The following is a 24,526-nucleotide window of genomic DNA, read 5'->3' as shown; positions in this document are numbered from 1 at the left end:
AGCTACGTATAAAGCATTCGCTAATAATACTACCGTATAGCTGTTCTTCCACTGATATTTTTTGGGAGGTTCCATCAATTTGAGTTATGGGATTGCGTCGAAGTTGAAGCCTCTCCTTTACCTAAAGAAATCATGTTGGCAAACAATCTAAATGCTCCGGGGACTCCCGCAGGAAATTCCCTGAAAAAACTGAGGCCGGTATAGATATAGTATCCTTTCCCATAGGGGGCGACCAGCAAACTTCCTCTTTTTGGAGTTTCTCCTTTGTCCTTCATTTCAAGAATAGGAGTGAATTCGGCAGCCCATTGATCTGGAAAATATAAGCCTCTTTCCTGAACCCAGCCGTCAAAATCTGCTGATGTAATTTTGTTTGGCGTGTTAAGAACAGGATGATCTTTCGCGAGTAAAGTAACCCGGGCATTCTCATCTGTCACCCTGTCCCGCGAAAGCTGTAGATCAAATGGCGCGATAGTATTTGTTACTAGTCCGCGGCTGGTATTGTACTGGATTATGAGATTCCCACCCATATGTACGTATTCAAAAAGTGCCGCTTGCTTATACCGCAACGCATCTACAGTGTTAAAAGCTCTTATCCCGACTACAACCGCATCAAATCTTTTAAGTTTTGGGACAGAGATCTCTGCTGGAGCGATGTTTTCTACGGAATAGCCCATTTGCACCAGGGCCTGTGGCACCACATCTCCGGCTCCCTGGATGTAGCCAATCAGGTTACCTTTTTTCTGAAGGTCGAGTTTTACAAGCGAGGTTTCATTTGGCAGCACAAGAGTTTGCAGCGGAATATGAGAATAATCCATTTGTACTACAGATTTTCTGAATTCCTGACCACTCGCAGTAGCTACTGGTTGGAAAACCACCTGGCTTTGAACTTGCGGCGGCTGTACTTCAAAAAAGAATGTCTTTTCTTCCCCTTTTTGAAGCCCTTCAAAAATGTGTTTTTCGGGAGTAATCTTCCAGCCATTCAGCGTTCCCGGAGTTAAGCTTCCGGAAATGTCATTTTTGAATGCCTTTATCGTTACCGGGATCATCTTTGATGCTCCATTGGCAAAAACCAGAACATCTTCTCCTGATTTTACTGAAATTTTCGGCACTACTTCAAATGGTCGGTAAGTTTCGCCACTTACGGGATCATTGAACTTATAGATCAAGCTGCGCGTAAAAGGCAGTTCCACTCCCTCTATGTTTATTGTGAATTTTGCCGCTGTTTGCCGTGGTGTTTCCGGCAAACCAATAAGAGAATCATGCTCAACATTATACATGCCAAGGCTTCCTCGCTCCTTTAACCAGTAGGCACTCGTGAAAGTGGCGTTTTCCGGAATTTTATAAGTTGTTGTTGTGACCAGCGGCTGATTATTTTCGAGAGGGGAATTTACTGAAGAGATCTTTCCACCAGGCTGAAGCTGTACTGCAAGCAATTGAGCGCGTACATTACTTCTGTTTATTGCCTCAATATTGATCGTGATCTCTTCTCCCGGTGTTGCCAATGCTTCTGTAGCGGTCGCCTCAAGATACAAGCCGCTGCAGGCGGCAATAATATTTGTGATCTGTTGAGATTTCAGTTTTCTCCAGTGGTCATTCTCGAGTTCCTGGATCAATTGATAAGCCTTTACCAGGTCGGGAACGCTGGCTGCGGGATCCTGGAAATCAAAATTCTGTTGCACTTTTGAGAGAAGCAGGCCAATTTCTTCACCTCCTTTTAATCGGCTCCAGCTGGTATCGATCCCTGCAAATGGATCATTGTTATTTTTAGGATGTTCGCCATTTAAAAGTTCTATATATTCTGCTGCGGTGCCGCGGGTGCCCGTGCTGCCAAATCCCTGTGACTGGTGCTGGCTGCGGCTCAGGGAGGCGATCTCTGTATTTGACATTCCCAAGAGTGGAAAGTAGACGCCTGTATCAAGAGTTACGAATCCCGATTTATCGGCCGCATCAAATTCCTCCTGGGAGTTATAAAACCAGGGAGAGGTGTTAAAAAAGAGCTTTTTTGGCTGCCATGTTCCCAGGCTTTTTGTGAGTTGCGGAAATACAGATCCTTTTCCGGCGAGATCAAAGGCGCGAGTGCTTAGTATTGCCGATGAGGTGTGATGGCCGTGGGTCTCTCCCGCCGAATTCGCATTGAAACGGTTTATAATGATATCGGGCTTAAAACTTCTTATCGCTCGCACCACATCTTTTAACACCTCCTCTTCATTCCAGATCTCGAGAGTTTCTTCCGGATTCTTACTATAACCAAAGTCATTGGCACGGGTGAAGAATTGTTCTCCCCCGTCAATTTTTCTTGCTGCCAGCAGCTCCTGGGTGCGAATCACTCCCAGTAATTCCCTTAGCTCTGGACCTATAAGATTTTGTCCGCCGTCGCCGCGCGTTAGGGAAAGATATGCTGTCCTGGCATTTACTTCATTGCTAAAGTAGGAGATGAGCCTGGTGTTCTCATCATCTGGATGTGCAGCCACATATAGTACCGATCCAAGAAAATTGAGCTTCTCTATTTCAGCATAAATTTGAGAGGAATTCGGTTTTTCAGGTTTCTGGGCCTGTGCAAGTGAGGTGATGACAAGAAAAGCAAGAAAAAGAACCTTCCGCATGGATTTCATTTTTGAGACTTTTCAAATATAGTAAGATTCCTTATGTGACCATATCACAAGGCATCTTTCCCTTCATCTGCATGGTATTCTTTTTCGATTAGGGATACGGCTTTTTGAAGAATAAGGTTATTAGGATAGGTGATCAATTCCCCTTCTAAAGTGCGCAGGTGAAGGTGAAAGGCACGTATATCCTCAATTACAGCTTCGACGGGCATTTCTTTATCGTGGATCTTGATGCGACTTCCAATCTTATACGGAAAAGAAAAGAATAGAATAATTCCTGCCGTAATATTGCTGAGAATGGACCAGATGGCAAACATGGCCACACCAATTATTGCGAATAAAGAAGAAAAAATGAGCGCAAGTTCCTGTGCATCGTATCCCCAGGTAAGAGAGAGTAAAAAAATTGCCAGAATGGTGACAAGTACATTGATATACTTGAACATGAGCCTCGTACGGGTAACGTGAATTCCACTGCGATGCCCCACCCGGTTGGCTGCTTTCTTTAAAATGAACTGAAAGATCCACAACACCAGGATAATAGCGGCGGTGGTGACAATTTCGTTTTGGTTAAGAAGAAAGAGATCTGACATTCTGCAAAGGTTATAAAATATTTTAGTGTCTGTGGTGTCCTGCTGCAGATTTCTATTCTGCCATTTCTTTTAAGCTTTGATAGACGAGATGCGTTGGAAGTCCCACCACATTAAAGTAACTGCCCTCCAGATGTTCAACGCCAATAAGCCCAATCCACTCCTGAATTCCATATCCTCCGGCTTTATCAAAAGGACGAAAATTATCTATGTAAAACTGCATCTCGTCTTCTTCCAGCTTGCTGAAGGTCACCCGGGTAACCGCATGAACAGTTTTCTGCTTTTCGGCTGTTGTAAAACATACCGAGGTGATCACCTCATGGGTTTTCCCTGAGAGCTCCCTGAGCATTTGCAGTGCCTGGGCAGGATCTACAGGTTTTTCGAGAGCTGCTCCTGCCTGCCAAACTATTGTATCGCTGGTAACAAGAATATCATTGGTCCTGAGTTCTTCCTTGAAGGCCTCAGCCTTTAATTGGGCCAGGTAATTCGTGATCTCCACGCCCTTTAGATCTTTGGAATAAACTTCCTCTACTGGTTTCAGCCTTATCTCGAAATCCAGTCCCATCTCCCGAAAGAATTGTTGCCTGCGTGGCGATGCCGAAGCCAAAATAATATGATAGTCCTTTAGTTTTTCCTGTAGCATAATTATATCAGTACAAATTTAAAAAGCCCAATGGAGAGAATTCCTGTTGCAAGAACAAATTTGAGCACCAGGCTTAAATGGTGATAATCTTTTTTTGAGTTGGCAGCAGCAAGCTTTACCATGCTGTAGAGCAGGGGCCCGGCCACCAGAAATAAAGCGTAAAGCATGGCTGCTTTACTCACGTAAAGATAATTATATATGTAATACAGCACCCCTGAAAGCGGAAGTACAGCGATTCCAAAAATGATAAAATTGGTTCGTCTTCTACCCAGCAGAACAGGTAGAGTATTGTATTTTGCTTTATAATCTCCCTGTATATCTTCCTGGTCCTTTACCATTTCTCTTAAGAAATTGACGAGAAATGCAAAAATACCATAATCAATAAGGATCGAAAACATCACTTTTTGAGTAGCGAGATTTTGAGGATTTATGGCCGGAACCAAGTCAAAGATCCCCACCATTAAAATGATCATGCCCACCATTACACTCACCACCAGGTTCCCTACCAAAATGGTTCCTTTTATCTGGGTGGCATAAAAATAAAGGAAAGCAGATGGGAGAATGAATAAAGCTACAAAGGAGGATTTTCCAACCAGGTTGCTCAGGTAGAAACCTATTCCCACACCAACCAGGTTTAGAGCGATGAACCAGTTCCATGCCGCCTTTTCTGAAAGGAATTTGCCTATGACCATTTTCTGAGGTTTGTTGATCCCGTCAGATACTGTGTCATGAATGTCATTGATGATATTTCCTGCTGCAGCAAGTGCGATCATAGAGACCACTAACAGTGCAAAATCCAAATGCCCTAATGTTGTGGCTATTCCAAAAGGTTTAAATAGGAAATACTTAACCAGGACCTGTGTAAGCAGGATCATCAAAAGATTTGGTAATCTTATAAGTTTCAAAAATGGGATCACAGGCATAGCTTAGGCAGAGACAAATTTGAGTCCTATAATAGAAGTGATGAGGGTGAAGAGGAAGAATAACCGCCAAAAATGTACGGGTTCTTTAAATACAAAGATCCCGATAAGTACAGTGCCAAATGCTCCAATTCCAGTCCATACTGCATAGGCTGTACCTATAGGCAAGGTCTGTGTTGCTTTGTAGAGCAAGGTCATACTCAGGGTTAGGCAAATAAAGAAGCCCGCCATCCACCACATAGCAGTACTGCCCGATGTTTCTTTTGCCTTACCAAGGCAGGTTGCAAAACCTACTTCAAAGAGCCCGGCAATAATAAGGAGGAGCCAGTTCATTTGTGGTCACTCCATTTTCCCTGGACTTTCAAAACTTGCTCAATTACATCACGCACACAACCTTTTCCACCTTTCTTATGCGAAACGTATCTGGAAACTTCCTTGATCTCGGCAACAGCATCTTGTGGGCAACAGGGAAGTCCCACCTTTTTCATAGGGTAAAGGTCGGGCAGGTCATCACCCATGTACAGCACCTCATTATGTTTGATATTGTAGATGTCAAAGAATTCCTCCATCTGCTCCACTTTATCGGGACAGCCTAGATAAATGTCGGTTATTCCAAGGCCGCGTAGCCTGTGCCGAACACCTTCATTCTTCCCACCAGAGATCACACAAATGGTATAGCCTTTTTCCCGGGCATATTTCATCGCATAACCATCCTTAATGTTCATGGTGCGTAAAAGCTCGCCATTGGTGCTAATTTGGATGGAACCATCGGTGAGCACGCCATCTACATCAAAAATAAAGGTGGTGATCTGGGCTAAAAATTCTTTATAACTTTTTTCCATGAAAACTTTGAATTGCTGAAGTTAATAATTCGTAGATCTTCCTGTTTTCTGAAGATCCCAGGAGTTCCAGGTGAGTATTTATTGTTGAAACATCGTTTCTCATTGCAGGACCCGTTTGCACTGCAGCCGGTGAAGCCTGCTCGATCTTTTTTGCTGTTTCACTGATCAAGGGTTTCAAAATTTCGAACGGAATTTCCCCTTTTTGACAGAGCTGTTCTCCAACAGCATAAAGATGATTTACAAAATTGCACACAAAAACAGCAGACAAATGTATTTGCTTTCGTTGCTGTGATGAGATCTCATAGGCCTTTCCCGAAATTTTGCCGGCCAGGTCCTTGAGCAGTTGAAGATCTTCAACCCGATTTGTTTCCAGGCAAAACGGAATTTGAGAATAATCTACCGTTTTCTCTTTGGAAAAGGTCTGGAGAGGATAAAAAACACCTCTTCGGGTGCAAGTAGAGAGCGCATCAAGAGGCACAGAGCCTGAAGTGTGAACTATCAAGCCGTTTTTCTGGCTCAGCTTTTCTGCAATCTGGGGGATCACATCATCTTTCAGGGCGAGGAGAAAAATATCTGCTTCTGCAAGTTCAGAAATTTTTGAAGTAGTTTTCGTCTCGCCTTTAAAGAAATCGAGGCTTGCTTCAGCATGATTGTATACCTGCTTTACATTGACTCCTTCCGCAGCCGAAAAAGCTTTGAAAAGGTGCGTCGCCACATTCCCTGAACCTAAGACTATGATCTCGATCATGCGGCTAAATTACCAAAATTTTCTTCACTGCTTTAGTCCTGGCTTTTCTCCTGAAAATGTACAGTTAATTAAATCTTAATTCCTCCAAAAATCCATACTTTTGCAGCGTTTAATAAAGCAAATTCCTCATGCAGAAAAAAATAGCTTCTATTATATTTTCCACCCGATTAATGGCCTTTCTCTTTATAGTTTTTGCCATAGCTCTTGGGTTGGGAACTTTTATCGAAAACTGGTACAGCACAGAAACTGCGAAAGTCTGGATCTATAATGCATTGTGGTTTGAAGTGATCATGGCCTTCTTTGTGATTAACTTCGTAGGAAATATCTTCCGGTACGGCTTACACAAAAAGGAAAAATGGTCATCGCTGTTACTTCACCTGTCATTCATTCTTATTTTGGTTGGTGCGTTTGTAACTCGCTATATTAGTTATGAAGGAATGATGCCAATTAGAGAAGGGGCTACGGAAAATACATTCCTATCAGAAAAGACATTTTTGACCACCTTTATTGACGGCGAAATAGAAGGTGAAGCCTTACGCCGGGTTGTAGAGGAAGAAGTGCTGCTTGCGCCAGGTGCTTCAAATGAATTTACTTTCAATACCGATTATAACGGCCAGCCAGTAAAACTGGAAATTATAGATTTTATTCACGGCGCCGAAGAAGGACTTGTTGAAGATCCTGAAGGAGAAAATTACCTGAAGATCGTTGAAGCAGGAGGTGGTGATCGTCATGATCATTTTATTAAGGAAGGTGAAGTCTCCAGTATTCATAATGTTCTTTTTGCATTCAATAAACCTACAGATGGTGCTATCAATATTGGTTTGGAAGGAGAAGAATATACCATCTCTTCTCCCTTTGAAGGTTCTTACATGAGAATGGCCGACCAGCAACAAGGGAAGGTAGCGGCAGATTCTGTACAAACTCTAATGCTGAGATCTCTTTACAATATGGCAGGAATGCAGTTCGTATTACCAGATCCTGCTATAAGAGGAAAATATGATATCATCCCCACAAAAGAAAAGGCCGAAGGGCAACAGGATGCTGCAGTGGTGAGAATTAGCACGGGCGGTGAATCCCAGACTGTAAGTTTACTTGGTGGAAAAGGAATGATCAATGATCCTAAAAAATTGAATATAGGTGGACTTGAATTTTATGTGCAGTATGGATCGAAAGAATACGAACTACCATTTTCCATTAAGCTAAATGATTTTATTGCTCAGAAATATCCCGGCACAGAGAAAAGTTATTCTTCTTTTAAGAGTAAGGTTACCGTAGTAGACGAAGAAAGCTTTGATTATGAAATATTTATGAATCATGTGCTCGACCATAAAGGCTACAGGTTCTTCCAGGCATCCTTTGATCCCGATGAAAAGGGAACCGTACTTTCTGTAAATCATGATTTTTGGGGCACCTGGATCACTTATATCGGCTATACACTTTTATACATTGGCCTTATGTGGATCCTTTTCGCCAGAGGTTCTAGATTTGGGGAACTAAAACTGATGTTGGAAAAAGTGAAAAAGAAAAAGGCAAAATATATGACCGTCTTCCTGGTCTTATTTTCTACAGGAATTGGTTTTGCGCAAGAGGACGGGCACCAGCATGAGAATCCACTGGCAATTCCAAAAGCCAGAATTGATTCTATTATCATGGCCAACGTTGTTTCTGAAGAGCATGCAGCCCAGTTCGGCCGACTCGTTGTGCAGGATGCCGGCGGGAGAATGAAGCCGGTCAACACCTATTCTTCCGAATTGCTTCGGAAGTTGAGTAAAAGTGATGATTACGAAGGCCTGACTTCAGACCAGGTACTTATCTCCATGACTGAAAATCCGACGATCTGGTATAATGTTCCCGTGATCAATGTAAAAAAGGATAACGACAGCATTCGACATATAGTTGGCGTAGCCGAAGATCAGAAATATTTGGCGCTTACCAGCTTTTTTGACAGGGAAGGAAACTATAAACTGGGGCCTTACCTGGAAAGAGCTTACATGTCTTCTGTTCCAAACCAATTTGAAAAAGATTTCATAGAGACAGACAGGCGAGTGAGTTTACTTTATAATGCTTTACAGGGAAAGATCCTTAGGATCTTCCCAATTCCGGGGCATGAGAACAATAAATGGGTGTCCTTTCCTGAAGCAGCCGAAGCTGGTTTTAAAGGTATGGACTCGGTATACACCAGGCAGATCCTACCTATGTATTTTTCTGCTCTTCGCACAGCAAAAGAAACAGGAGATTACAGTCAGGCGAATGAGCTGCTGAATAGCATTCAGGGATTTCAGAAGAAATTTGGGGAAGAAGTTATTCCTTCAGAAAAGAAGATAGAGACAGAGATCCTGTACAACAAGTATGATATCTTCAGAAATCTCTTCTGGATGTATATGCTTGCAGGGGTGCTCATGTTGTTTTTTGTCATTTTCCAGATCTTTAAAGACAGCAGGGCCATTCGAGGATTGATCACTGTGAGTAAAGTAACTATCATTATTTTCTTCACCTTGCATACCGCGGGTCTTATTGCGCGCTGGTACATCTCCGGGCATGCACCGTGGAGTGACGCTTATGAATCTATGATCTACGTGGCCTGGGCTACTATGCTCTTCGGTCTACTGTTTGGGAGAAAAAGTGATCTTACCATAGCTTCTACTGCTTTTGTCACCGCTATGATCCTTATGATCGCTCACTGGAACTGGATGGATCCTTCAATTGCGAATTTGCAACCGGTACTGGATTCCTATTGGTTGATGATCCACGTTTCGGTCATTGTGGGTAGCTATGGACCTTTTACGCTGGGAATGATCCTGGGCGCTGTGGCACTTATCCTAATGATCTTTACTACCCGGAAGAATAAGAAGAAAATGGATCTCACTATCAAGGAGATCACCATTATAACCGAAATGGCCCTTACCATTGGTCTTGTAATGCTAACTATCGGAAATTTCCTTGGAGGGCAATGGGCAAATGAAAGCTGGGGCCGTTACTGGGGCTGGGATCCTAAAGAGACCTGGGCGCTGGTGAGCATCATGGTATATGCTTTTGTGATCCACATGCGACTGGTGCCGGGAATGAGAAGCCGATGGCTTTTTAACTTTATGGCTATAGTAGCATTTGCCAGCATCATGATGACCTACTTTGGGGTGAATTTCTATCTTTCAGGATTGCATTCCTATGCAAGCGGAGATAAGGTGATCACACCTACTTTCGTTTATTATTCTGTTGCAGTAGTTGGCCTTTTGGGTGCAGTTTCATACTGGCGCTTCAAGAAATACTATAAAAAAGGAAATCGCTCCAGGTTGACTGCGGAATATCTCAAGAAGAAAAAGGATAGGAAGAGGGAATAAGAGCTGTGGATATAAGCGGGTTGCGAAGCTAAATAGAAAGTGCAGGGGAAATCAATGTTTTCACTGGAATGATGAAGATAATTCCTTAACCTCCCGAATTATTTAAATTTTCCCTGCTGATAGTCTTCATAAGCCTGGTCGATCTCTTCTATGGTATTCATCACAAAAGGTCCCTGCGCGACAACAGGTTCTTTAAATGGTTTGGCATGCCCAAATAAGACCGTACTTTCTGTCAGGGCTTCTATTCGCAGATCTTCGCTGTCGTTATTAAATTCCACCAGGTGCAGCGACTGGATGATCTCACCATTTATCTTAATTTCCCCTTTAATCACATAGCATAGGATGTTATGGCTTTGAGGCACCTTTATTGAAAACACTCCCTCTGGTTCGAAAAAAAGCGTGCTAAGGTGGATATCTGTGAGGGTTTCGAAAGCTCCGCTGGTATCATTCAAGGTTCCCGAAATGACCTGGGCTTTCACTTTTCGATCCTCAAAAAATGTCACGGGAATATCTCCTTTTTGAAGCCCTTTGTAATTAGGAGAGGTCATTTTGAGACGAGCCGGTAAGTTGACCCACAGCTGAAGGATTTCAAGTGGCCCTCCTTCCTTTTTGAATTTTTCTGAAGAGACTTCAGCATGAGTAAGTCCGCGGCCTGCAGTCATCCATTGCACTCCACCACTTTCAATCACGCTATTGTTTCCTCCGGAATCTTTGTGCGCAATATCTCCCTCGAGGATGAAGGTTACAGTTTCCATTCCGCGATGAGGGTGAGGCCCAAAGGGTAATCCATTATTTCCAGGCTGGTAATTCTGAGGTCCGTGATGGTTGAGGAACAAAAATGGATCGATCATCCTTAGCTCCCGGGTTGGCATGGGAGAATAAGTAATGAGATCGGCGATGGGTCGATACTCTGCTTTGTAGGTTCGCTTTACAGTTCTCATGCTATTGGAATTCAAAATTAAAGTTCAGAATTGAAAAATGCGCTAATCCTTATTCCTTACGTAAATGAGCTTGTATTTTCCTCTTCCCTGATTTTCTCTGGATTCAATTTCAAACTTATCTATGGAATTGATCATTGGCGTTAGCTTCTGAAATCCATAATTACGGGAATCGAAATTAGGTTGTTTTTTCTGTAACAGGCTGCCCACATCACCAAGAAACGCCCAGCCGTCATCGTCGGCAACATCTGAAATTGTTGAGGCGATCAACTTGATCACCCTATTGGTGATCTTGTCATAGTCGCTCTTTTTGGTTTCCTTTTCCTTGTCAGATTCCTTGCTTTGATTTTTAAGGATCTCGATGTAAATAAAGCGGTCGCAGGCAACAATAAATGGGTCGGGCGTTTTCTTTTCTCCAATTCCAATCACATTCATTCCCGCTTCCCGAAGGCGGGTTGCAAGCCTGGTGAAATCACTGTCACTGGAAACCAGACAAAAACCGTCTACTTTTTCTGAATAAAGAATATCCATGGCATCAATGATCATGGCCGAGTCGGTAGCATTTTTTCCCTGGGTATATCCGTATTGCTGAATTGGAGTTACTGCATTCTCAAGCAGCACTGCCTTCCATTTCGCGAGGTGGGGTTTGGTCCAGTCCCCGTAAATTCTTTTTATAGTTGGGTTGCCGTATTTTGCGATCTCTTCCATCATTTCCTTTACGTAGGCAGAGGGAATATTGTCGCCGTCTATCAATACCGCTAGTCTTACATCCATTAATTTAATTTTCTTAATTAGTCTATAAAGATAGTTAATTGGCCGCGACCCTGCAGGTGAGCGATGCGGATTAGTATTTTTTTAGGATTACCGGAATTCTTATCCCGACAAGAGGTGCCAAAAAGGGCATTTTAGGAATGCTCTATATTATCTGGCTCAATGTGAATAAGGATATCTGCAATTTCGGGCATTTCCCTAAGTAGCCTGTCTTTTAGATTATGGGAGATGAGATGGCCTTCATTTACAGAAAGTTCTCCATTCACTATCACATGAAGGTCTACGTGATAGGTCATTCCTGTCTTGCGGATGTAACACTTCTCGGTCTCGATCACACCTTTTTCCTTTTGAGAAATCGATCTAATGTCTTCCACCATGTCATCGTAAAGATGCTCATCCATGATCTCTCCTAAAGCCGGACGTAAGATGAGATATGCGTTATAAAGTATAAATCCGGAAGCAAAGAGTGCAGCCCAGTCATCGGCAGTTTCATAGCCTTTGCCCATAAAAATGGCAATTGATATCCCTATAAAAGCCATTAGGGAAGTAATAGCATCACTGCGATGGTGCCAGGCATCTGCTTTGAGGGAACTGGAATTGGTCTCATCACTTTTTTTGTTGATGAACCTGTAAAAGATCTCTTTAGTAATAATGATCGCAGCAAGTACGAGAAGCGTATACGATTTAGGAACTTTATGGGGCGTTTGGATGTTTTCGATACTTTCCAAAACTATGACAGTGGCCGAAACTACCAGAAAACCTACTACGGCAAAAGTTATAAGTGGTTCTACACGGCCGTGGCCGTAGGGATGGTTCTCATCTGCCGGTCTTGCCGAATATTTGAGTCCGAAGAGAACGAGCAGGCTGGCAAAAACATCTGTAGTAGATTCTATAGCATCTGCAATGAGGGCGTAGGAATTCCCAAAGATCCCGGTCACACCTTTAATAACAGCCAGGGCTGCATTTCCAAAAATGCTGAGATATGCTGCTTTTACAGCCTTTTGATGTGACTCCTGTATCATTGGGGTTAAGAAGTTAAAAGGCCGGTTTTTTACCGGCCCTTGTTTTATTCTTCCTCTTCTTGTGATTCTTCCATGGTGTGATATACATGCTGTACATCATCATCTTCCTCCAGCTTTTCCAGAAGTTTTTCAACATCGGCAGCTTCCTCAGGAGTAAGTTTCTTTGTCACCTGCGGAATGTATTCAAAGCCAGATGAAATGATCTCAATATCACGGCTCTCCAATTCCTTTTGTAAGGCTCCAAAAGCTTCAAATGGCGCATAGATAATTATTCCATCCTCATCTTCGAATACTTCTTCGGCCCCGAAATCTATTAATTCAAGTTCCAGCTCTTCTGCATCCAGGCCTTCTTTTGCTATTCTGAAATTGCAGGTATGGTCGAACATGAATTCTACCGAGCCCGAAGTGCCCAGGTTGCCGTCACATTTGTTAAAGTAGGAGCGTACATTGGCAACAGTACGGTTATTATTATCTGTAGCGGTCTCAACAAGAACTGCAATGCCATGTGGCGCATAGCCTTCAAAAAGCACGATCTTGTAATCTCCCTGACTCTTATCGGACGCTCTTTTTATAGCGCGCTCGATATTGTCTTTGGGCATATTTACACTCTTGGCATTCTGGATCACTGCCCGTAGCCTGGAATTGGTATCGGGATCTGGCCCGCCTTCCTTCACAGCCATTACAATATCTTTCCCAATGCGGGTAAAGGCTTTGGCCATAGCAGACCATCGCTTCATTTTACGCGCTTTCCTGAATTCAAATGCTCTTCCCATTTACTAAGTGTGGTATTTTAATAGAGGCGTAAAAATAGGAAAAATCATCAAGCTCCTAAAAAAGATTATTCGGCGGAATCTATAATATTCTCAATGCTTCGGGCAAGTTTAAAATCTTTTTCTGTAACCCCTCCTGCATCATGTGTGGAAAGTGAGATCATAAGTTCATTGTAAACATTTGTCCACTCTGGGTGATGCTGCTGGGCTTCTGCTTCAAAAGCGATCCTTGTCATCACCGAAAAAGCTTCCTTGAAATTTTCGAACTGGAAAGAGGTGTGAAGCGCATCACCTTTATGTTCCCAACCTTCAAGATCTTCCAGTCTCCTGTTGATCTCGTAATCATCCAATATTTCCATGGCCTTAAGTTTTCTTAAAGTTACACATCCTATTAAAGGAGGAGAATCTAATTAGTAGAAGATTAACAATCAGGATACCAGGCTGCTGTTCACCACCTCCTGGATAGAGATCTGCAGATTTTTGGGAAGGAGATTGTCTTTTGGTACCACAGCCAGAAAACGGTCAAAATTTGAATCATAGACGTTCTTCAGCAAAGGATCTTTTTCCCCTAAAGCTTCGCAGATTTCGGAAATTAGATCATTGTGATGAATTAGATCATTGCTTCCAAGGTGAAACACTCCCTGTCGGTTCCTGTTGATGATATAATGCAATTGCTGGGTAAGTTTGGCTTCAGAAGTGGCATTGACAACCACGTTGGCAAAGACTTCAATAGCTTCTTTTTCCCGAAGTTGTCGTTTCATTTCCAGGACTCTTGGAGAATTTGCGCCGTAAACCATAGGAAGCCTTGCAATCACATATTTGTTGTTTGGCAGGCGAAGCAGTGCGTTTTCGATCTTGATCTTAAATCTTCCGTAAATGCTTTGCGAGAGCGTTTTGTCGTATTCGTATGATGGGTAATTTGTAAAAGCATCAAAGACATTAGCCGATGAAAGAAAAATAAGCCTGGTATTCTTATTTTTTTTCAGGTACTCTATGATCTCAAAATGCGCGTGCACCTGCGCGTCAAAGTTGCCGCGAAGGGCTGAGATGATTACATTAGGTCGAAGATTTTCAAGAAGGATACTAATGGTTTCCCGCTCTACGTCAAATTGGTGGAACTTCTTATTTTTTGCAAAGAAATCATCTTCTGAGAGGTAAGTGGCATGCGTGTCAAAATAGGGGCAAAGCTCTTTATACAGGGCATTCCCGATAAAGCCGCTTCCCCCTAAGATCAAAATTCTTTTCAAAAACTATCCTTTATAAAATGGCATTTTTACCACTGTAGCAGGAAGTGCTTTTTTTCTTATCTGAATATTTATTTTACTTCCTGGAGTAGCATAGGCTGTAGCTACATATCCCATTCCAATTCCTTTTTCAAGAGAAGGAGACATGGTGCCCGAAGTTACATTGCCAATAACCTTGCCATTGTCATCTACGATCTCATAACCCTGGCGGGGAATTCCGCGTTCATTGAGTTCGAACCCAACAAGCCTGCGCTTTGGTCCTTGTTCCTTTTGTTCTTTCAGGGCTTCAGAGTTGATGAAATCCTTTGTAAACTTGGTGATCCAGCCAAGGCCGGCTTCTATAGGCGAAGTGGTGTCGTCGATGTCATTTCCGTAGAGACAGAAGCCCATCTCGAGCCTTAAAGTATCTCGTGCTGCCAATCCAATTGGTTTGATACCAAACTCCGCACCGGCTTCAAAAACTCTGTCCCAAATGCGCTTTACATCATCGTTCTTGCAGTAGATCTCAAATCCGCCACTACCCGTATAGCCTGTAGCCGAAATGATCACATTTTCCACACCTGCAAAAGGAGCTACCTCAAAGGTGTAGAATTTTATTTCTGAAAGATTTACATCGGTTAGAGATTGCATTGCTTCCGCTGCCTTTGGACCCTGAATGGCCAGAAGGGAATATTCATCTGAAAGATCTCTCATGGTAGCATCCATAGTATTGTGCTGGGAGATCCAGTTCCAGTCCTTTTCAATATTTGAAGCGTTGACCACCAGCAGGTACTTCTCTGCATTAAAGCGATAAATGATTAAATCGTCAACTATACCATCTGTATTGTTAGGCATACAGCTGTACTGCGCCTTACCGTCTGTTAGTTTTGATGCGTCGTTGGAGCTTATCTTCTGAATTAACTCCAGTGCATTTTCACCTGTGATAAGGAATTCACCCATGTGTGAAACATCAAAAACGCCTACTGCTTTTCGTACAGTTTCGTGTTCTGCGTTTACACCTTCATAGGAAACAGGCATGTTGTATCCTGCAAAAGGAACCATTTTGGCTCCAAGGTCTATATGAGTAGAGGAAAGGGCTGTATTTTTCATGTAAAATAAAATTTGGGCAAATTTATTAATTTCAGAAAGGATTGAGGGTTTTATATGATAATTTTAAACAGAAATAAGTCTGCTGAAGAATGGGCCGGCAGGAAATTCTATATTTGTACCAAACCACCAACCTATGAAGATCCTTAGTGCCAAACAACTTAAGGAGGCTGATAAGATTACGCTTGAAAAGCAGGGAATATCTTCCACAGAGCTCATGGAAAGAGCTGCTTCGCTGGTATTTGAGGAAATCCATAAACGTCTTGAAGGCGCGCCAATCCCCGTTAAAATTTTCTGCGGAATAGGTAATAATGGTGGAGACGGACTCGTCATTGGACGTAAATTAATAGAAGCGGGATACGCTGTTACTGTTTTTATAGTGAATTACAGCGACCAGCGATCACAGGATTTTCTTATCAATTATGAAAGGATAAAGAATCGCACCAGGAAATGGCCTGTGCTTCTAAAATCTGAAGAAGATTTTCCTGAGATCAATTATGGCGACTTTGTTGTAGATGCTATTTTTGGAGTAGGTCTTAATCGGCCCATGGTAGCCTGGGTGGCCAAACTGGTACAGCACATCAATGCTGCAGGTGCTTTCATTCTTGCCGTTGATATGCCTTCGGGCTTAATGGCCGATGCACCAGTAGCAGACAGGGAAAGTATTATCCGCGCCAGTTATACCATTACCTTTCAATCGGCTAAAATGGCATTTTACATGCCCCAGACTGCCGTATTTGTGGGCGACCTGCAAATAATTGATATTGCTTTAGATACAGGATATCTGAAGGAGGCCAAAGCAGTTGCAAATTTGATCTCCAGGCCAGAAGCAAAAGCTCTTTATAGGCCGCGACAACGATTTACACATAAAGGCACCTATGGCCATGCCCTCATCATAGGAGGTAGTTATGGTAAGATTGGAAGCGTTTGTCTTACGGCAACTGCCGCTTTACGGGCCGGTGCCGGTCTCGTCACCATTTTCGCACCTAAGTGCGGTTACGAGATCCTGCAAACTTCACTTCCCGAAGCTATGGTCATTACAGATCCTCATAAGGAAATACTCACTCAGATAGACTTCGATATAGAACCCGATGTCATTGGATTTGGCGTAGGTGTAGGTACGAAAGAGGGAACAACAGAGGCTATGCGTCACCTGCTCCAAAAAACCAAGAAGCCTATGGTCATTGATGCCGATGGTATCAACATACTTTCCAAAAATGAGGATTTCTTTGAGCTTTTACCAGAAGGAACTATACTCACCCCACATCCAAAGGAACTGGAACGTCTTATTGGCCCCTGGGAAAATGATTTCGAGAAGCTGGAAAAGGTGCGGGATCTTAGTAAAAAGTACAAACTCATAATCCTTATCAAAGGGACTTACACTTTTATTGTAACTCCAAATGATCTTTATATAAATACAACAGGGAATCCCGGTATGGCGACGGCCGGTAGTGGCGATGTCCTCACCGGTGTCATTACAGCATTGATTGGCCAGGGGTATGAACCCCTGCGGGCGGCTGTGCTGGGCGTATACCTGCATGGCAAGGCGGGAGATCTGTGCGCCGAGAAATTTAGTTACGAAGGTGTGGTAGCCGGCGATATTGCCCGTCATACAGGAGCCGCCATTTTTGACCTTTTTGAAACCCAACAAAAACCATCATGAGAGACTGTCACTATATAAGTTCTTCTGTACTTGACCTTGAAGAAGTAAGGGAGATCATTGTTCATAAGAAGAGCCTGGACCTGAGCGAAGAGGCAATTTACAACATTGAGAAAGCCCGAAAATATCTGGACAATAAAATGAAGGAGAACAAAACTCCTATCTACGGGATCAATACAGGTTTTGGCTCTTTATGCAATGTGAAGATCTCTTCAGACAATCTTACACGGCTACAGGAAAACCTGGTGATGTCACACGCCTGTGGGACCGGAGAAAAAGTATCAGAGTCGGTAGTGAGGCTAATGTTGCTGCTCAAGATACAGTCATTGAGCTATGGGCACTCTGGCGTATCTCTTGATACTGTGAGACGACTTATTGACTTTTATAATAATGACATTCTTCCGGTGGTATATTCCCAGGGATCTTTGGGCGCGTCGGGAGATTTGGCACCGCTCGCACATTTGTCCCTGCCTTTAATCGGGAAAGGAGAAGTCATTTTAGAAGGCGAAATAATCTCTTCGGAAGAAATGCTGAAGAAATTTGATTGGAAACCCATTACCTTACAATCGAAAGAAGGTCTTGCATTGCTGAATGGTACCCAGTTCATGAGCGCTCATGCTGTAGAAGCTACTTTGAGATCTTTGCGACTATCTATGTGGGCAGATGTTATTGGAGCGTTATCTGTTGACGCCTATGATTGTAATATTTCTCCATTTGATGAACTGGTACACCTGGTAAGGCCTCACAGAGGCCAGGTTAAAACTGCCGAAAGAATTAGAAAGATCCTTGCCGGAAGTGAGATCGCAAAGCAAGACAAGCAGAACGTACAGGATCCATATTCATTTCGTTGCATACCGCAGGTTCATGGCGCAAGCAAAGACACACTGGATTTTGTGTACAAATGTTTTAAGACCGAGATCAATTCGGTAACCGATAACCCGAACATCTTCGTCGACGCCGATAAGATCATTTCGGGAGGGAATTTTCACGGGCAATCCCTGGCTCTTGCCCTCGACTATCTGGCAATTGCAATGGCTGAGCTGGGTAATATCTCCGAAAGAAGGATCTATCAGCTGGTGTCAGGATTAAGGGGGCCCGCGTTCTTAGTGGATGCTCCCGGCCTCAACAGCGGCTTTATGATTCCGCAGTATACGGCAGCAAGTATCGTAAGCCAGAATAAGCAACTATGTACCCCGGCAAGTGTGGATTCCATCGTATCCTCAAACGGGCAGGAAGATCATGTTAGTATGGGGGCGAATGCGGCAACCAAAGCTTTAAAGGTGGTTGAGAACGTTTCCACCATCCTGGCCATTGAATTATATAATGCCTCGCAAGCACTTTCTTACCAGAAAAACCACAAGACTTCTCCAATTCTTCAGAAATTAGTGGAAGAATTCAGAAAAGAGGTACCGCTGGTAAAGGAAGATGTCGTAATGGCGCCATACATTCAAAAAGCCAAAGCTTTTCTGGAAAGCTATTCGCTTAAAGAGTTTTCTTTTGAATAGGAGTTGAGAACTTCTCTCATCCAGGTCTTTGCTTCTTCCAGGGAACTAAAGATCTGGAAAGAATTTCTATTAGTGTAAAACTGTTGTTCAAGCCTTGCACTTTCTCTAACCATTGGATTTTCAGAAACTACTGCAATAGCTTTTAACTGCGGATGTTCTGCAGATTCCCGATACACCATTGGGTTAACGGCATAAGAATTTACTCTGTTGGAAATATATCCGAAGGGTTCATTTTTGAAATGATCAACTCCTATTTGTAATATCATTCTATTGGTTTCGACGTCGAGAAGTGCACCTTCGTTCATCTCATTGACCAACATTTTGTCCTGTACCCAGATCACTCCGCAGTCCAGTTTAACCTGCTTGTTCATTATTTGTAGGGAATATTGGGGTGAATTTAGACTATTTTTTTCAATTCTGTATTAGTTTGAGCTGCTGGGTTATAAAAAAATAACGTCCCAAAAATGACATTTTTGAGACGTTATTTTGGCAAGGGAGACTATTACTTTAAGCCGCCAACCATATCTTTAGGCTGTACCCATTCATCAAAATCCTCAGCAGTAACATATCCTAGATTCACTGCTTCTTCTTTAAGAGTAGTTCCATTTTTGTGGGCTGTATTCGCAATTTCGGCTGCTTTGTAATACCCAATTTTGGTGTTAAGTGCAGTTACCAGCATGAGGGAGTTGTTGAGCAACTCCTGTATCCTTTCTTTATTTGGTTCAATACCTACAGCACAATGCTCATCAAAAGAAGTACAGGCGTCACCTAATAACTGTGCACTCTGAAGAATATTAGCTGCCATTACAGGTTTGAAGACATTCAATTCGAACTGCCCCTGCATGCCACCTACGTTAATGGTAACGTCATTTCCAATTACCTGTGCGCATACCATAGTGAGGGCTTCTACCTGGGTAGGATTCACTTTTCCTGGCATGATGGAAGATCCAGGTTCATTGGCAGGAATAAGAATCTCTCCAATTCCACTTCTGGGACCCGAAGCCAGCATCCTTACATCATTTGCAATTTTATTTAAAGAAACAGCCAGGGTTTTTAAGGCCCCGCTGGTTTCAACAAAAGCATCGTGGGCCGCCAGGGCTTCAAACTTATTTGGAGCTGAGATAAAAGGCAGTTCGGTAAATTTGGCAATGAATTCGGCCACTCTTTTGGAATAACCCTTAGGGGTATTTAATCCGGTTCCTACAGCTGTACCTCCTAATGCAAGTTCAGAAAGGTGAGGCAAGGTGTTTTCAAGGGCATTTAATCCATGATCCAGCTGGGAAACATAACCGCTAAATTCCTGCCCCAGGGTGAGAGGAGTGGCATCCATGAAATGGGTGCGACCTATTTTTACCACATCCTTAAATTCTTCTGATTTCTTTTTGAGGGTATTTCTTAATCGTTTAACCCCAGGAATCGTCACTTTTACGATCTTCTCGTAAACGGCAATATGCATTCCAGTAGGAAAAGTATCATTTGAAGATTGGGATTTATTGACATCATCATTTGGAGAAAGAACTTTTTCTCCTTCTCCTATGGTTCGTCCTGCCAGCTGTTGCGCACGGTTTGCGATTACCTCATTGACATTCATGTTACTTTGTGTTCCACTTCCGGTTTGCCAAATTACCAAAGGAAACTGGTCGTCATGCTTGCCCTGAAGGATCTCATCACAAACCCTGGCTATATAATCTCTCTTGTCAACAGAAAGTACACCAAGTTCGCAATTGGTGAAAGCAGCAGCTTTTTTTAGATAAGCAAATCCATAAATGATCTCCAAAGGCATACTGCCAGGAGCACCAATCTTAAAGTTATTTCTGGAACGCTCTGTCTGCGCACCCCATAGTTTATCTGAAGGGACTTTTACTTCCCCCATCGTATCTTTTTCTATTCTATAGTCCATAACGGGAATTGATTTACCACAAATTTACATTATCGTGAAATTTTAAAAGCTTAAAATGAAACAAAATTCTAAGGGAAATTATAAATTTTGATGGTGAAAGCTTGCACGGCTACTGCGGAAAAATAAAATAAAAACTTTTGCGATAAGAAAAGAGAGTTAGTATCTTTGGCACAGATTCAATAAATAAGGAACCATGTTTGAATTTGATCAATATCTTGGCTTTATAGCTTTTATCACTATACTTCTTATAGGCTTTTGGGTAATGTTGTTTCTTACAGCGATCATTCCATACTGGATTGGTGGAGCTGTCAAGGAAATGCTCGAGGAAAAGAAGGAAAAGAAACGCCTGGAAAGAGAAAAAATTTAAGGACTTTGAAAGTCCTTTTTTTATGCCCTTTTTTTAGAGGTGAAAATGAAAAAAGCTGTCTACTGACAGCTTTTTTCTTTGGCCTAACTCTAATAATTGTTAGAATTCTCCTCCTTCGCCATTCATATCCTCGTCATTATTTTCATTGCCTCTTCTTTGTCTATCCTGTTCGCGACGTTGTTGATTGAATCTGTAAGTGAAAGACAGGATAATACTTCTTTGTCTCCACTGGAATTCACTTTCCCTTTCAAAAAAGGCTGTTGTAGTAAAGGATTCTCTTTTTCTGGAATTGAGAAGATCCTGAACATTAAGTGTTAATGATGCTTTTTCATTGAATAGTTCCTTGCTCACTGCCATATCTACAGATAGCAGACCCTGGGTTTCAGTCTGGGCACCTTCAGAAGCTCCTCTATAGAAAGCATTCGTTTGCCAGTCGATTTTCCAGGGCAAGGTTACCTTGGAGCTAAACCTTCCGAAGTAACTGGTATTTTTTGCGCTGTAATCGATCCCGTTATAATCTCCATCTGTATCAAACTGAAAGAAATTGAAGCTACCGTTAAGACGCAGCCAGCGTGCAGGATTATAAAGCAAACCTGCCTCGGCACCGATCCTGGTATTGGTTGCCAGGTTAATTGGAATAGTACGTATCACCTGAGTGCCATCTTGAGAGGTTGATCCTTGCTCTACACGCTCAAAAGAATCTGTCTCATGTTGATAGTAAACCGAAGAGGTGAAAGTTAATTTCTTCCAGCGCTTTAAATATCCCAGGTCAAAAGCATTAGAGAATGCAGGCTGAAGATTGGGATTTCCCTGGAAAATATTAGTACGGCTCGCCCGTGATGGAAATGGGTTGATGAACCAGCCTCTGGGCCTGTTAATTCTTCTGTTATATCCCAGGGTAATGTTTTCCATTTCGCCTATTTCATAGATAAGGTTCACTGTAGGGAAAAGTCCGAGATAATTGTTGTCAAAATTGGTTTCAATTGGGATGCCGAATTCTTCTTCCAGTTCTTCTTCGGAAAGGTTGGATTGGATATCACCTTTTAATTGCGTGTTTTCAAGCCGCAATCCCAAAAGGAACGAAAAGTCTCCAAAGCGGTTCCCATATTGAGAATAGAGGGAGTTGACATTCTCGTTATAGGTGAAAACGTTCGACAAGGCAGAGCGATCCATTTGCTGCGTATCTCGATTCTGAAGCAGGAGTTCATAATCTGTAACTTCTTCCTCGAAATTTCCCCGGTAGCCGGCTTCAAATTGAGCATCTTCTCCAATGGGGCGTACATAATCTATCTGGGCCAGGTATTCCTTCTGACTTTCTTCGGTAAATGTCTGCTCCCGTGGGTAAAATGGCAAATCGTTGGTGAGATTGAGATCAATAGTCTCAAAAATATTGGCATTCTGAGTTTCCGAATCTTTCTCGAACTGCAGGTCGGCTGTTAACTGATGTCCGCTATCATCAAATTTATTGATGTAATTAAGAGAGATCTGGTAGCTGTTGTCCTCTTCCATTTGTCGCTCTCTCCTTGTAGTTTCCAAAGCACGAGACCCTTCCCTGAACACAGTGCTGAAGTTGGAAGTGAGATCTACATCTTCCCCATAACGGTAGAATCCTGTAGCCGTTATTGAAGACATGTCTGTGATGAAATATTCAAACCCAAGGCTGGTGTTGAAATTACGATTTAACCTCTCAATTTCACGATCTTCTATTATCCGGTCATCTAATGGATCTACGAGTTCTCCTGTTTCTTCGTCTATATATTCGAAATAGCGTGTGTCTGAATAAGAATTTCCTGGGGCATCAAAATACCTGAATCCTGTGGTGTTGAAAATGTTGAATTTGTCGGTCCTTAAATTCACATTAGCCGAAAGCCCTGCCTGGTCGGGATGTCCTGCGCGGGCAGTAACAGAGCCATTAAAACCAAGAGTCTTTTCCTTTCTTAAGATGATGTTCAAAATACCTGCTGTGCCCTCTGCGTCGTAACGTGCCGAAGGGGAGGTTATCACTTCTACTCTCTCAATGGCATCTGCAGGAAGTTGAGATAACACGTCTGTATTCCCAAATCCAGCCATTGCAGAAGGTTTTCCGTTGATAAGGATACGAACGTTCTCGTTTCCTCTAAGGCTAATTCCTCCCTCAATATCTACAGAGACCGAGGGGACGTTATTTAAGGCATCGGCTACTGTTCCTCCTGCTGTAGTGAGGTCCTTCCCAATGTTGTAGATCTTTTTATCGAGTCGCACTTCCACCTGTGTAGTTTCGGCAGTTACGACTACTTCTTCCAGTTCCCCGGCAGCCATTCCAAGTGTAATGGTTCCCATGTTTACATCTCCATTGATTTGTCGACCTGTGAATTTCTTGGGTTCAAAAGAGATGAATTCGACTGTGATGTCATAATTTCCGGCTGGGACCTCTATCGAAAAAGTTCCCTGCGGATTGGTGATACCTCCTGTGATTTTGTCTGGATCTGTAGTACTTTGAAAAGATATGGTCGCATACTCGAGAGCGGTACCCTGCTCATCGGTTACCTTACCCGTGACGGTATGTTGATTTTGTGCAAAAGCTGAAAATGTGGTGAAAAGAAGAAAATAAAAAATTAAGGCACTGCTCCTTAAGTGCCGGCTCATGTTTGTGATCATACCTGGTTTTTGTACTTGGACGGCAAATGCTTGGAAAGGTTTAAAAACCTGGAGAGAATTTTATGGAAAATAACAGCAAATGCTTTTTACGGCTTCTGTTTGTTTTGCTGAGCGCTTCTTTCTTTTTCCCAATTCCTCTTAAGCATGATGTACCTGTCGTACTGAGGCTTGGTAAGTATATCTCTCATTTCTCTGTTCTCCAGCACTTCCAGCTCTAACAAGTGTTTAGTTTTTACCTCTTCTCTCATTTTAGACTGTAGGATCCTATTGCGTTTAATGGCAAATTCTACGAATTTCTTTTCCATTAGGCTCATTTGCTTGGCAGAAAGGGAGAGCTCATTTTCCCATTTTTGAGTAGTCTCTTTTGCGGCTTTTTCCAGTTCCTGAGAAGGTTCAGGCTGCATCATGGTTTGGGATACCGCTGGGCTTGAAAAAAGTAAAACAATGCTGAAAAAGGTGATAAATGTAAATAAGGTTCTGGTCTTCATAATTCAGTTTTTATAAAAATACTGAAGATCAGGCGGGTAGGAGGTTAAGTGAGGGTTAAAACCTCCTGGAGCACTGTGAAAACTTGTTAATTCAGAAGATCTTCGATGTTCTTGGTCGGTCTCCCCACCACAGCCTTTTCGTCTTTTTCCACAATGGGTCGCTGGATCAACTTCGGATTTTCTGTCATTACCCGTATCAGCTCATCATCGGTCAGATCCCTTTCGCGGTAATTCTCTTTCCAGATCTTTTCCTCTGTCCTTACCAATTCCATAGGAGACATATTCAGCTTCCCGAGCAGATTTTTTAGTTCTTTTTCACTTAAAGGCTGTTTAAGATACTCTCTTACCTCAAATTTACAACCCAGATTTTCCAGGGTCTTGAGTCCTTCTCTTGACTTGGTGCAGCGTGGATTATGGTATATGGTAATCATGCTTCTGAATTTAATTTTTGAAT

Annotated in this window: 23 protein-coding genes; 4 read left to right on the top strand and 19 right to left on the bottom strand. The window is 42.6% G+C overall.

Going from position 1 to position 24,526, the window contains the following annotated elements; translation table 11 throughout:
• Positions 1 to 74: 74 nt before the first annotated feature.
• From HC175_RS06525 to HC175_RS06495, 7 genes are read right to left on the bottom strand one after another with little or no spacing between them, the layout of a single operon-like run.
• Positions 75 to 2,603, bottom strand: coding sequence for a PIG-L family deacetylase (locus HC175_RS06525; protein ID WP_168137687.1), 2,529 nt, complete (start codon positions 2,601 to 2,603; stop codon positions 75 to 77).
• Between the two features lie 53 nt (positions 2,604 to 2,656).
• Positions 2,657 to 3,196 carry a mechanosensitive ion channel domain-containing protein gene (locus HC175_RS06520; protein ID WP_168137686.1) on the bottom strand — a complete coding sequence of 180 codons (540 nt, stop codon included), beginning with the start codon at positions 3,194 to 3,196 and terminating at the stop codon, positions 2,657 to 2,659.
• Between the two features lie 52 nt (positions 3,197 to 3,248).
• Positions 3,249 to 3,836: a Maf-like protein gene (locus HC175_RS06515; RefSeq protein WP_168137685.1), complete on the bottom strand. Its 588-nt coding sequence runs from the start codon at positions 3,834 to 3,836 to the stop codon at positions 3,249 to 3,251.
• A 2-nt stretch (positions 3,837 to 3,838) separates the two neighbouring features.
• Positions 3,839 to 4,759 (bottom strand): geranylgeranylglycerol-phosphate geranylgeranyltransferase, encoded by a 921-nt coding sequence (locus tag HC175_RS06510; RefSeq protein ID WP_168137684.1) that lies wholly within the window; start codon positions 4,757 to 4,759, stop codon positions 3,839 to 3,841.
• Positions 4,760 to 4,762: 3 nt separating this feature from the next.
• Complete coding sequence (locus HC175_RS06505; protein ID WP_168137683.1) at positions 4,763 to 5,089, bottom strand: DMT family transporter; 327 nt, start codon at positions 5,087 to 5,089, stop codon at positions 4,763 to 4,765.
• A complete protein-coding gene (locus HC175_RS06500) occupies positions 5,086 to 5,598 on the bottom strand; it encodes a KdsC family phosphatase (protein WP_168137682.1) in 513 nt (170 codons plus the stop codon). The genes HC175_RS06505 and HC175_RS06500 overlap by 4 nt, the downstream gene beginning before the upstream one ends.
• On the bottom strand, positions 5,582 to 6,346 hold the full coding sequence (locus HC175_RS06495) for a Rossmann-like and DUF2520 domain-containing protein (RefSeq protein ID WP_168137681.1): 765 nt from the start codon (positions 6,344 to 6,346) through the stop codon (positions 5,582 to 5,584). Before HC175_RS06495 ends, HC175_RS06500 begins: the two co-directional genes overlap by 17 nt.
• A 128-nt stretch (positions 6,347 to 6,474) precedes the next feature.
• Here HC175_RS06495 and HC175_RS06490 point away from each other — a divergent pair, with 128 nt between their 5' ends.
• Positions 6,475 to 9,684: a cytochrome c biogenesis protein gene (locus HC175_RS06490; RefSeq protein WP_168137680.1), complete on the top strand. Its 3,210-nt coding sequence runs from the start codon at positions 6,475 to 6,477 to the stop codon at positions 9,682 to 9,684.
• Between the two features lie 98 nt (positions 9,685 to 9,782).
• Here the strand turns inward: HC175_RS06490 and HC175_RS06485 are convergent, their stop codons facing one another.
• The 7 genes from HC175_RS06485 to gcvT all read right to left on the bottom strand — a co-directional run bounded on the left by HC175_RS06485 (position 9,783) and on the right by gcvT (position 15,518).
• Positions 9,783 to 10,625 (bottom strand): pirin family protein, encoded by an 843-nt coding sequence (locus HC175_RS06485; protein ID WP_168137679.1) that lies wholly within the window; start codon positions 10,623 to 10,625, stop codon positions 9,783 to 9,785.
• Positions 10,626 to 10,667: 42 nt separating this feature from the next.
• Positions 10,668 to 11,396, bottom strand: a complete 729-nt coding sequence (locus tag HC175_RS06480; protein ID WP_168137678.1) for an NYN domain-containing protein — start codon at positions 11,394 to 11,396, stop codon at positions 10,668 to 10,670.
• Positions 11,397 to 11,527: 131 nt separating this feature from the next.
• Entirely contained in the window at positions 11,528 to 12,415 is an 888-nt protein-coding gene (locus HC175_RS06475) for a cation diffusion facilitator family transporter (RefSeq protein WP_168137677.1), read from the bottom strand.
• A 44-nt stretch (positions 12,416 to 12,459) separates the two neighbouring features.
• The gene (locus HC175_RS06470) at positions 12,460 to 13,188 is read right to left on the bottom strand and encodes a YebC/PmpR family DNA-binding transcriptional regulator (protein WP_168137676.1); all 729 of its coding nucleotides are present in this window, start codon (positions 13,186 to 13,188) and stop codon (positions 12,460 to 12,462) included.
• A gap of 65 nt (positions 13,189 to 13,253) precedes the next feature.
• A complete protein-coding gene (locus tag HC175_RS06465; RefSeq protein WP_168137675.1) occupies positions 13,254 to 13,544 on the bottom strand; it encodes a 4a-hydroxytetrahydrobiopterin dehydratase in 291 nt (96 codons plus the stop codon).
• A gap of 69 nt (positions 13,545 to 13,613) precedes the next feature.
• Positions 13,614 to 14,432 carry a sugar nucleotide-binding protein gene (locus HC175_RS06460; RefSeq protein ID WP_168137674.1) on the bottom strand — a complete coding sequence of 273 codons (819 nt, stop codon included), beginning with the start codon at positions 14,430 to 14,432 and terminating at the stop codon, positions 13,614 to 13,616.
• Positions 14,433 to 14,435: 3 nt separating this feature from the next.
• A complete protein-coding gene (gene gcvT / locus HC175_RS06455; protein WP_168137673.1) occupies positions 14,436 to 15,518 on the bottom strand; it encodes a glycine cleavage system aminomethyltransferase GcvT in 1,083 nt (360 codons plus the stop codon).
• A 133-nt stretch (positions 15,519 to 15,651) separates the two neighbouring features.
• Here gcvT and HC175_RS06450 point away from each other — a divergent pair, with 133 nt between their 5' ends.
• Positions 15,652 to 17,178 carry an NAD(P)H-hydrate dehydratase gene (locus HC175_RS06450; RefSeq protein ID WP_168137672.1) on the top strand — a complete coding sequence of 509 codons (1,527 nt, stop codon included), beginning with the start codon at positions 15,652 to 15,654 and terminating at the stop codon, positions 17,176 to 17,178.
• Positions 17,175 to 18,680, top strand: a complete 1,506-nt coding sequence (gene hutH / locus HC175_RS06445; protein ID WP_168137671.1) for a histidine ammonia-lyase — start codon at positions 17,175 to 17,177, stop codon at positions 18,678 to 18,680. Before HC175_RS06450 ends, hutH begins: the two co-directional genes overlap by 4 nt.
• Here hutH and HC175_RS06440 read toward each other — a convergent pair.
• On the bottom strand, positions 18,650 to 19,051 hold the full coding sequence (locus tag HC175_RS06440) for a hypothetical protein (RefSeq protein ID WP_168137670.1): 402 nt from the start codon (positions 19,049 to 19,051) through the stop codon (positions 18,650 to 18,652). The genes hutH and HC175_RS06440 overlap by 31 nt on opposite strands.
• Positions 19,052 to 19,182: 131 nt before the next feature.
• Entirely contained in the window at positions 19,183 to 20,580 is a 1,398-nt protein-coding gene (gene fumC / locus HC175_RS06435; RefSeq protein WP_168137669.1) for a class II fumarate hydratase, read from the bottom strand.
• Positions 20,581 to 20,773: 193 nt separating this feature from the next.
• Here fumC and HC175_RS06430 point away from each other — a divergent pair, with 193 nt between their 5' ends.
• Positions 20,774 to 20,947 carry a hypothetical protein gene (locus tag HC175_RS06430; RefSeq protein WP_168137668.1) on the top strand — a complete coding sequence of 58 codons (174 nt, stop codon included), beginning with the start codon at positions 20,774 to 20,776 and terminating at the stop codon, positions 20,945 to 20,947.
• Between the two features lie 99 nt (positions 20,948 to 21,046).
• Here the strand turns inward: HC175_RS06430 and HC175_RS06425 are convergent, their stop codons facing one another.
• The 3 genes from HC175_RS06425 to arsC all read right to left on the bottom strand — a co-directional run bounded on the left by HC175_RS06425 (position 21,047) and on the right by arsC (position 24,503).
• A complete protein-coding gene (locus HC175_RS06425; protein WP_235942542.1) occupies positions 21,047 to 23,584 on the bottom strand; it encodes a TonB-dependent receptor in 2,538 nt (845 codons plus the stop codon).
• Positions 23,585 to 23,670: 86 nt separating this feature from the next.
• The gene (locus HC175_RS06420; protein ID WP_168137667.1) at positions 23,671 to 24,072 is read right to left on the bottom strand and encodes a hypothetical protein; all 402 of its coding nucleotides are present in this window, start codon (positions 24,070 to 24,072) and stop codon (positions 23,671 to 23,673) included.
• An 86-nt stretch (positions 24,073 to 24,158) separates the two neighbouring features.
• The gene (gene arsC / locus HC175_RS06415; protein ID WP_168137666.1) at positions 24,159 to 24,503 is read right to left on the bottom strand and encodes an arsenate reductase (glutaredoxin); all 345 of its coding nucleotides are present in this window, start codon (positions 24,501 to 24,503) and stop codon (positions 24,159 to 24,161) included.
• Positions 24,504 to 24,526: the final 23 nt, after the last annotated feature.

The sequence above is a fragment of the Salinimicrobium oceani genome, from assembly GCF_012037645.1.
Note: the sequence above shows the minus strand (reverse complement) of the source record. Positions and strands in the feature narration are given on the sequence as shown.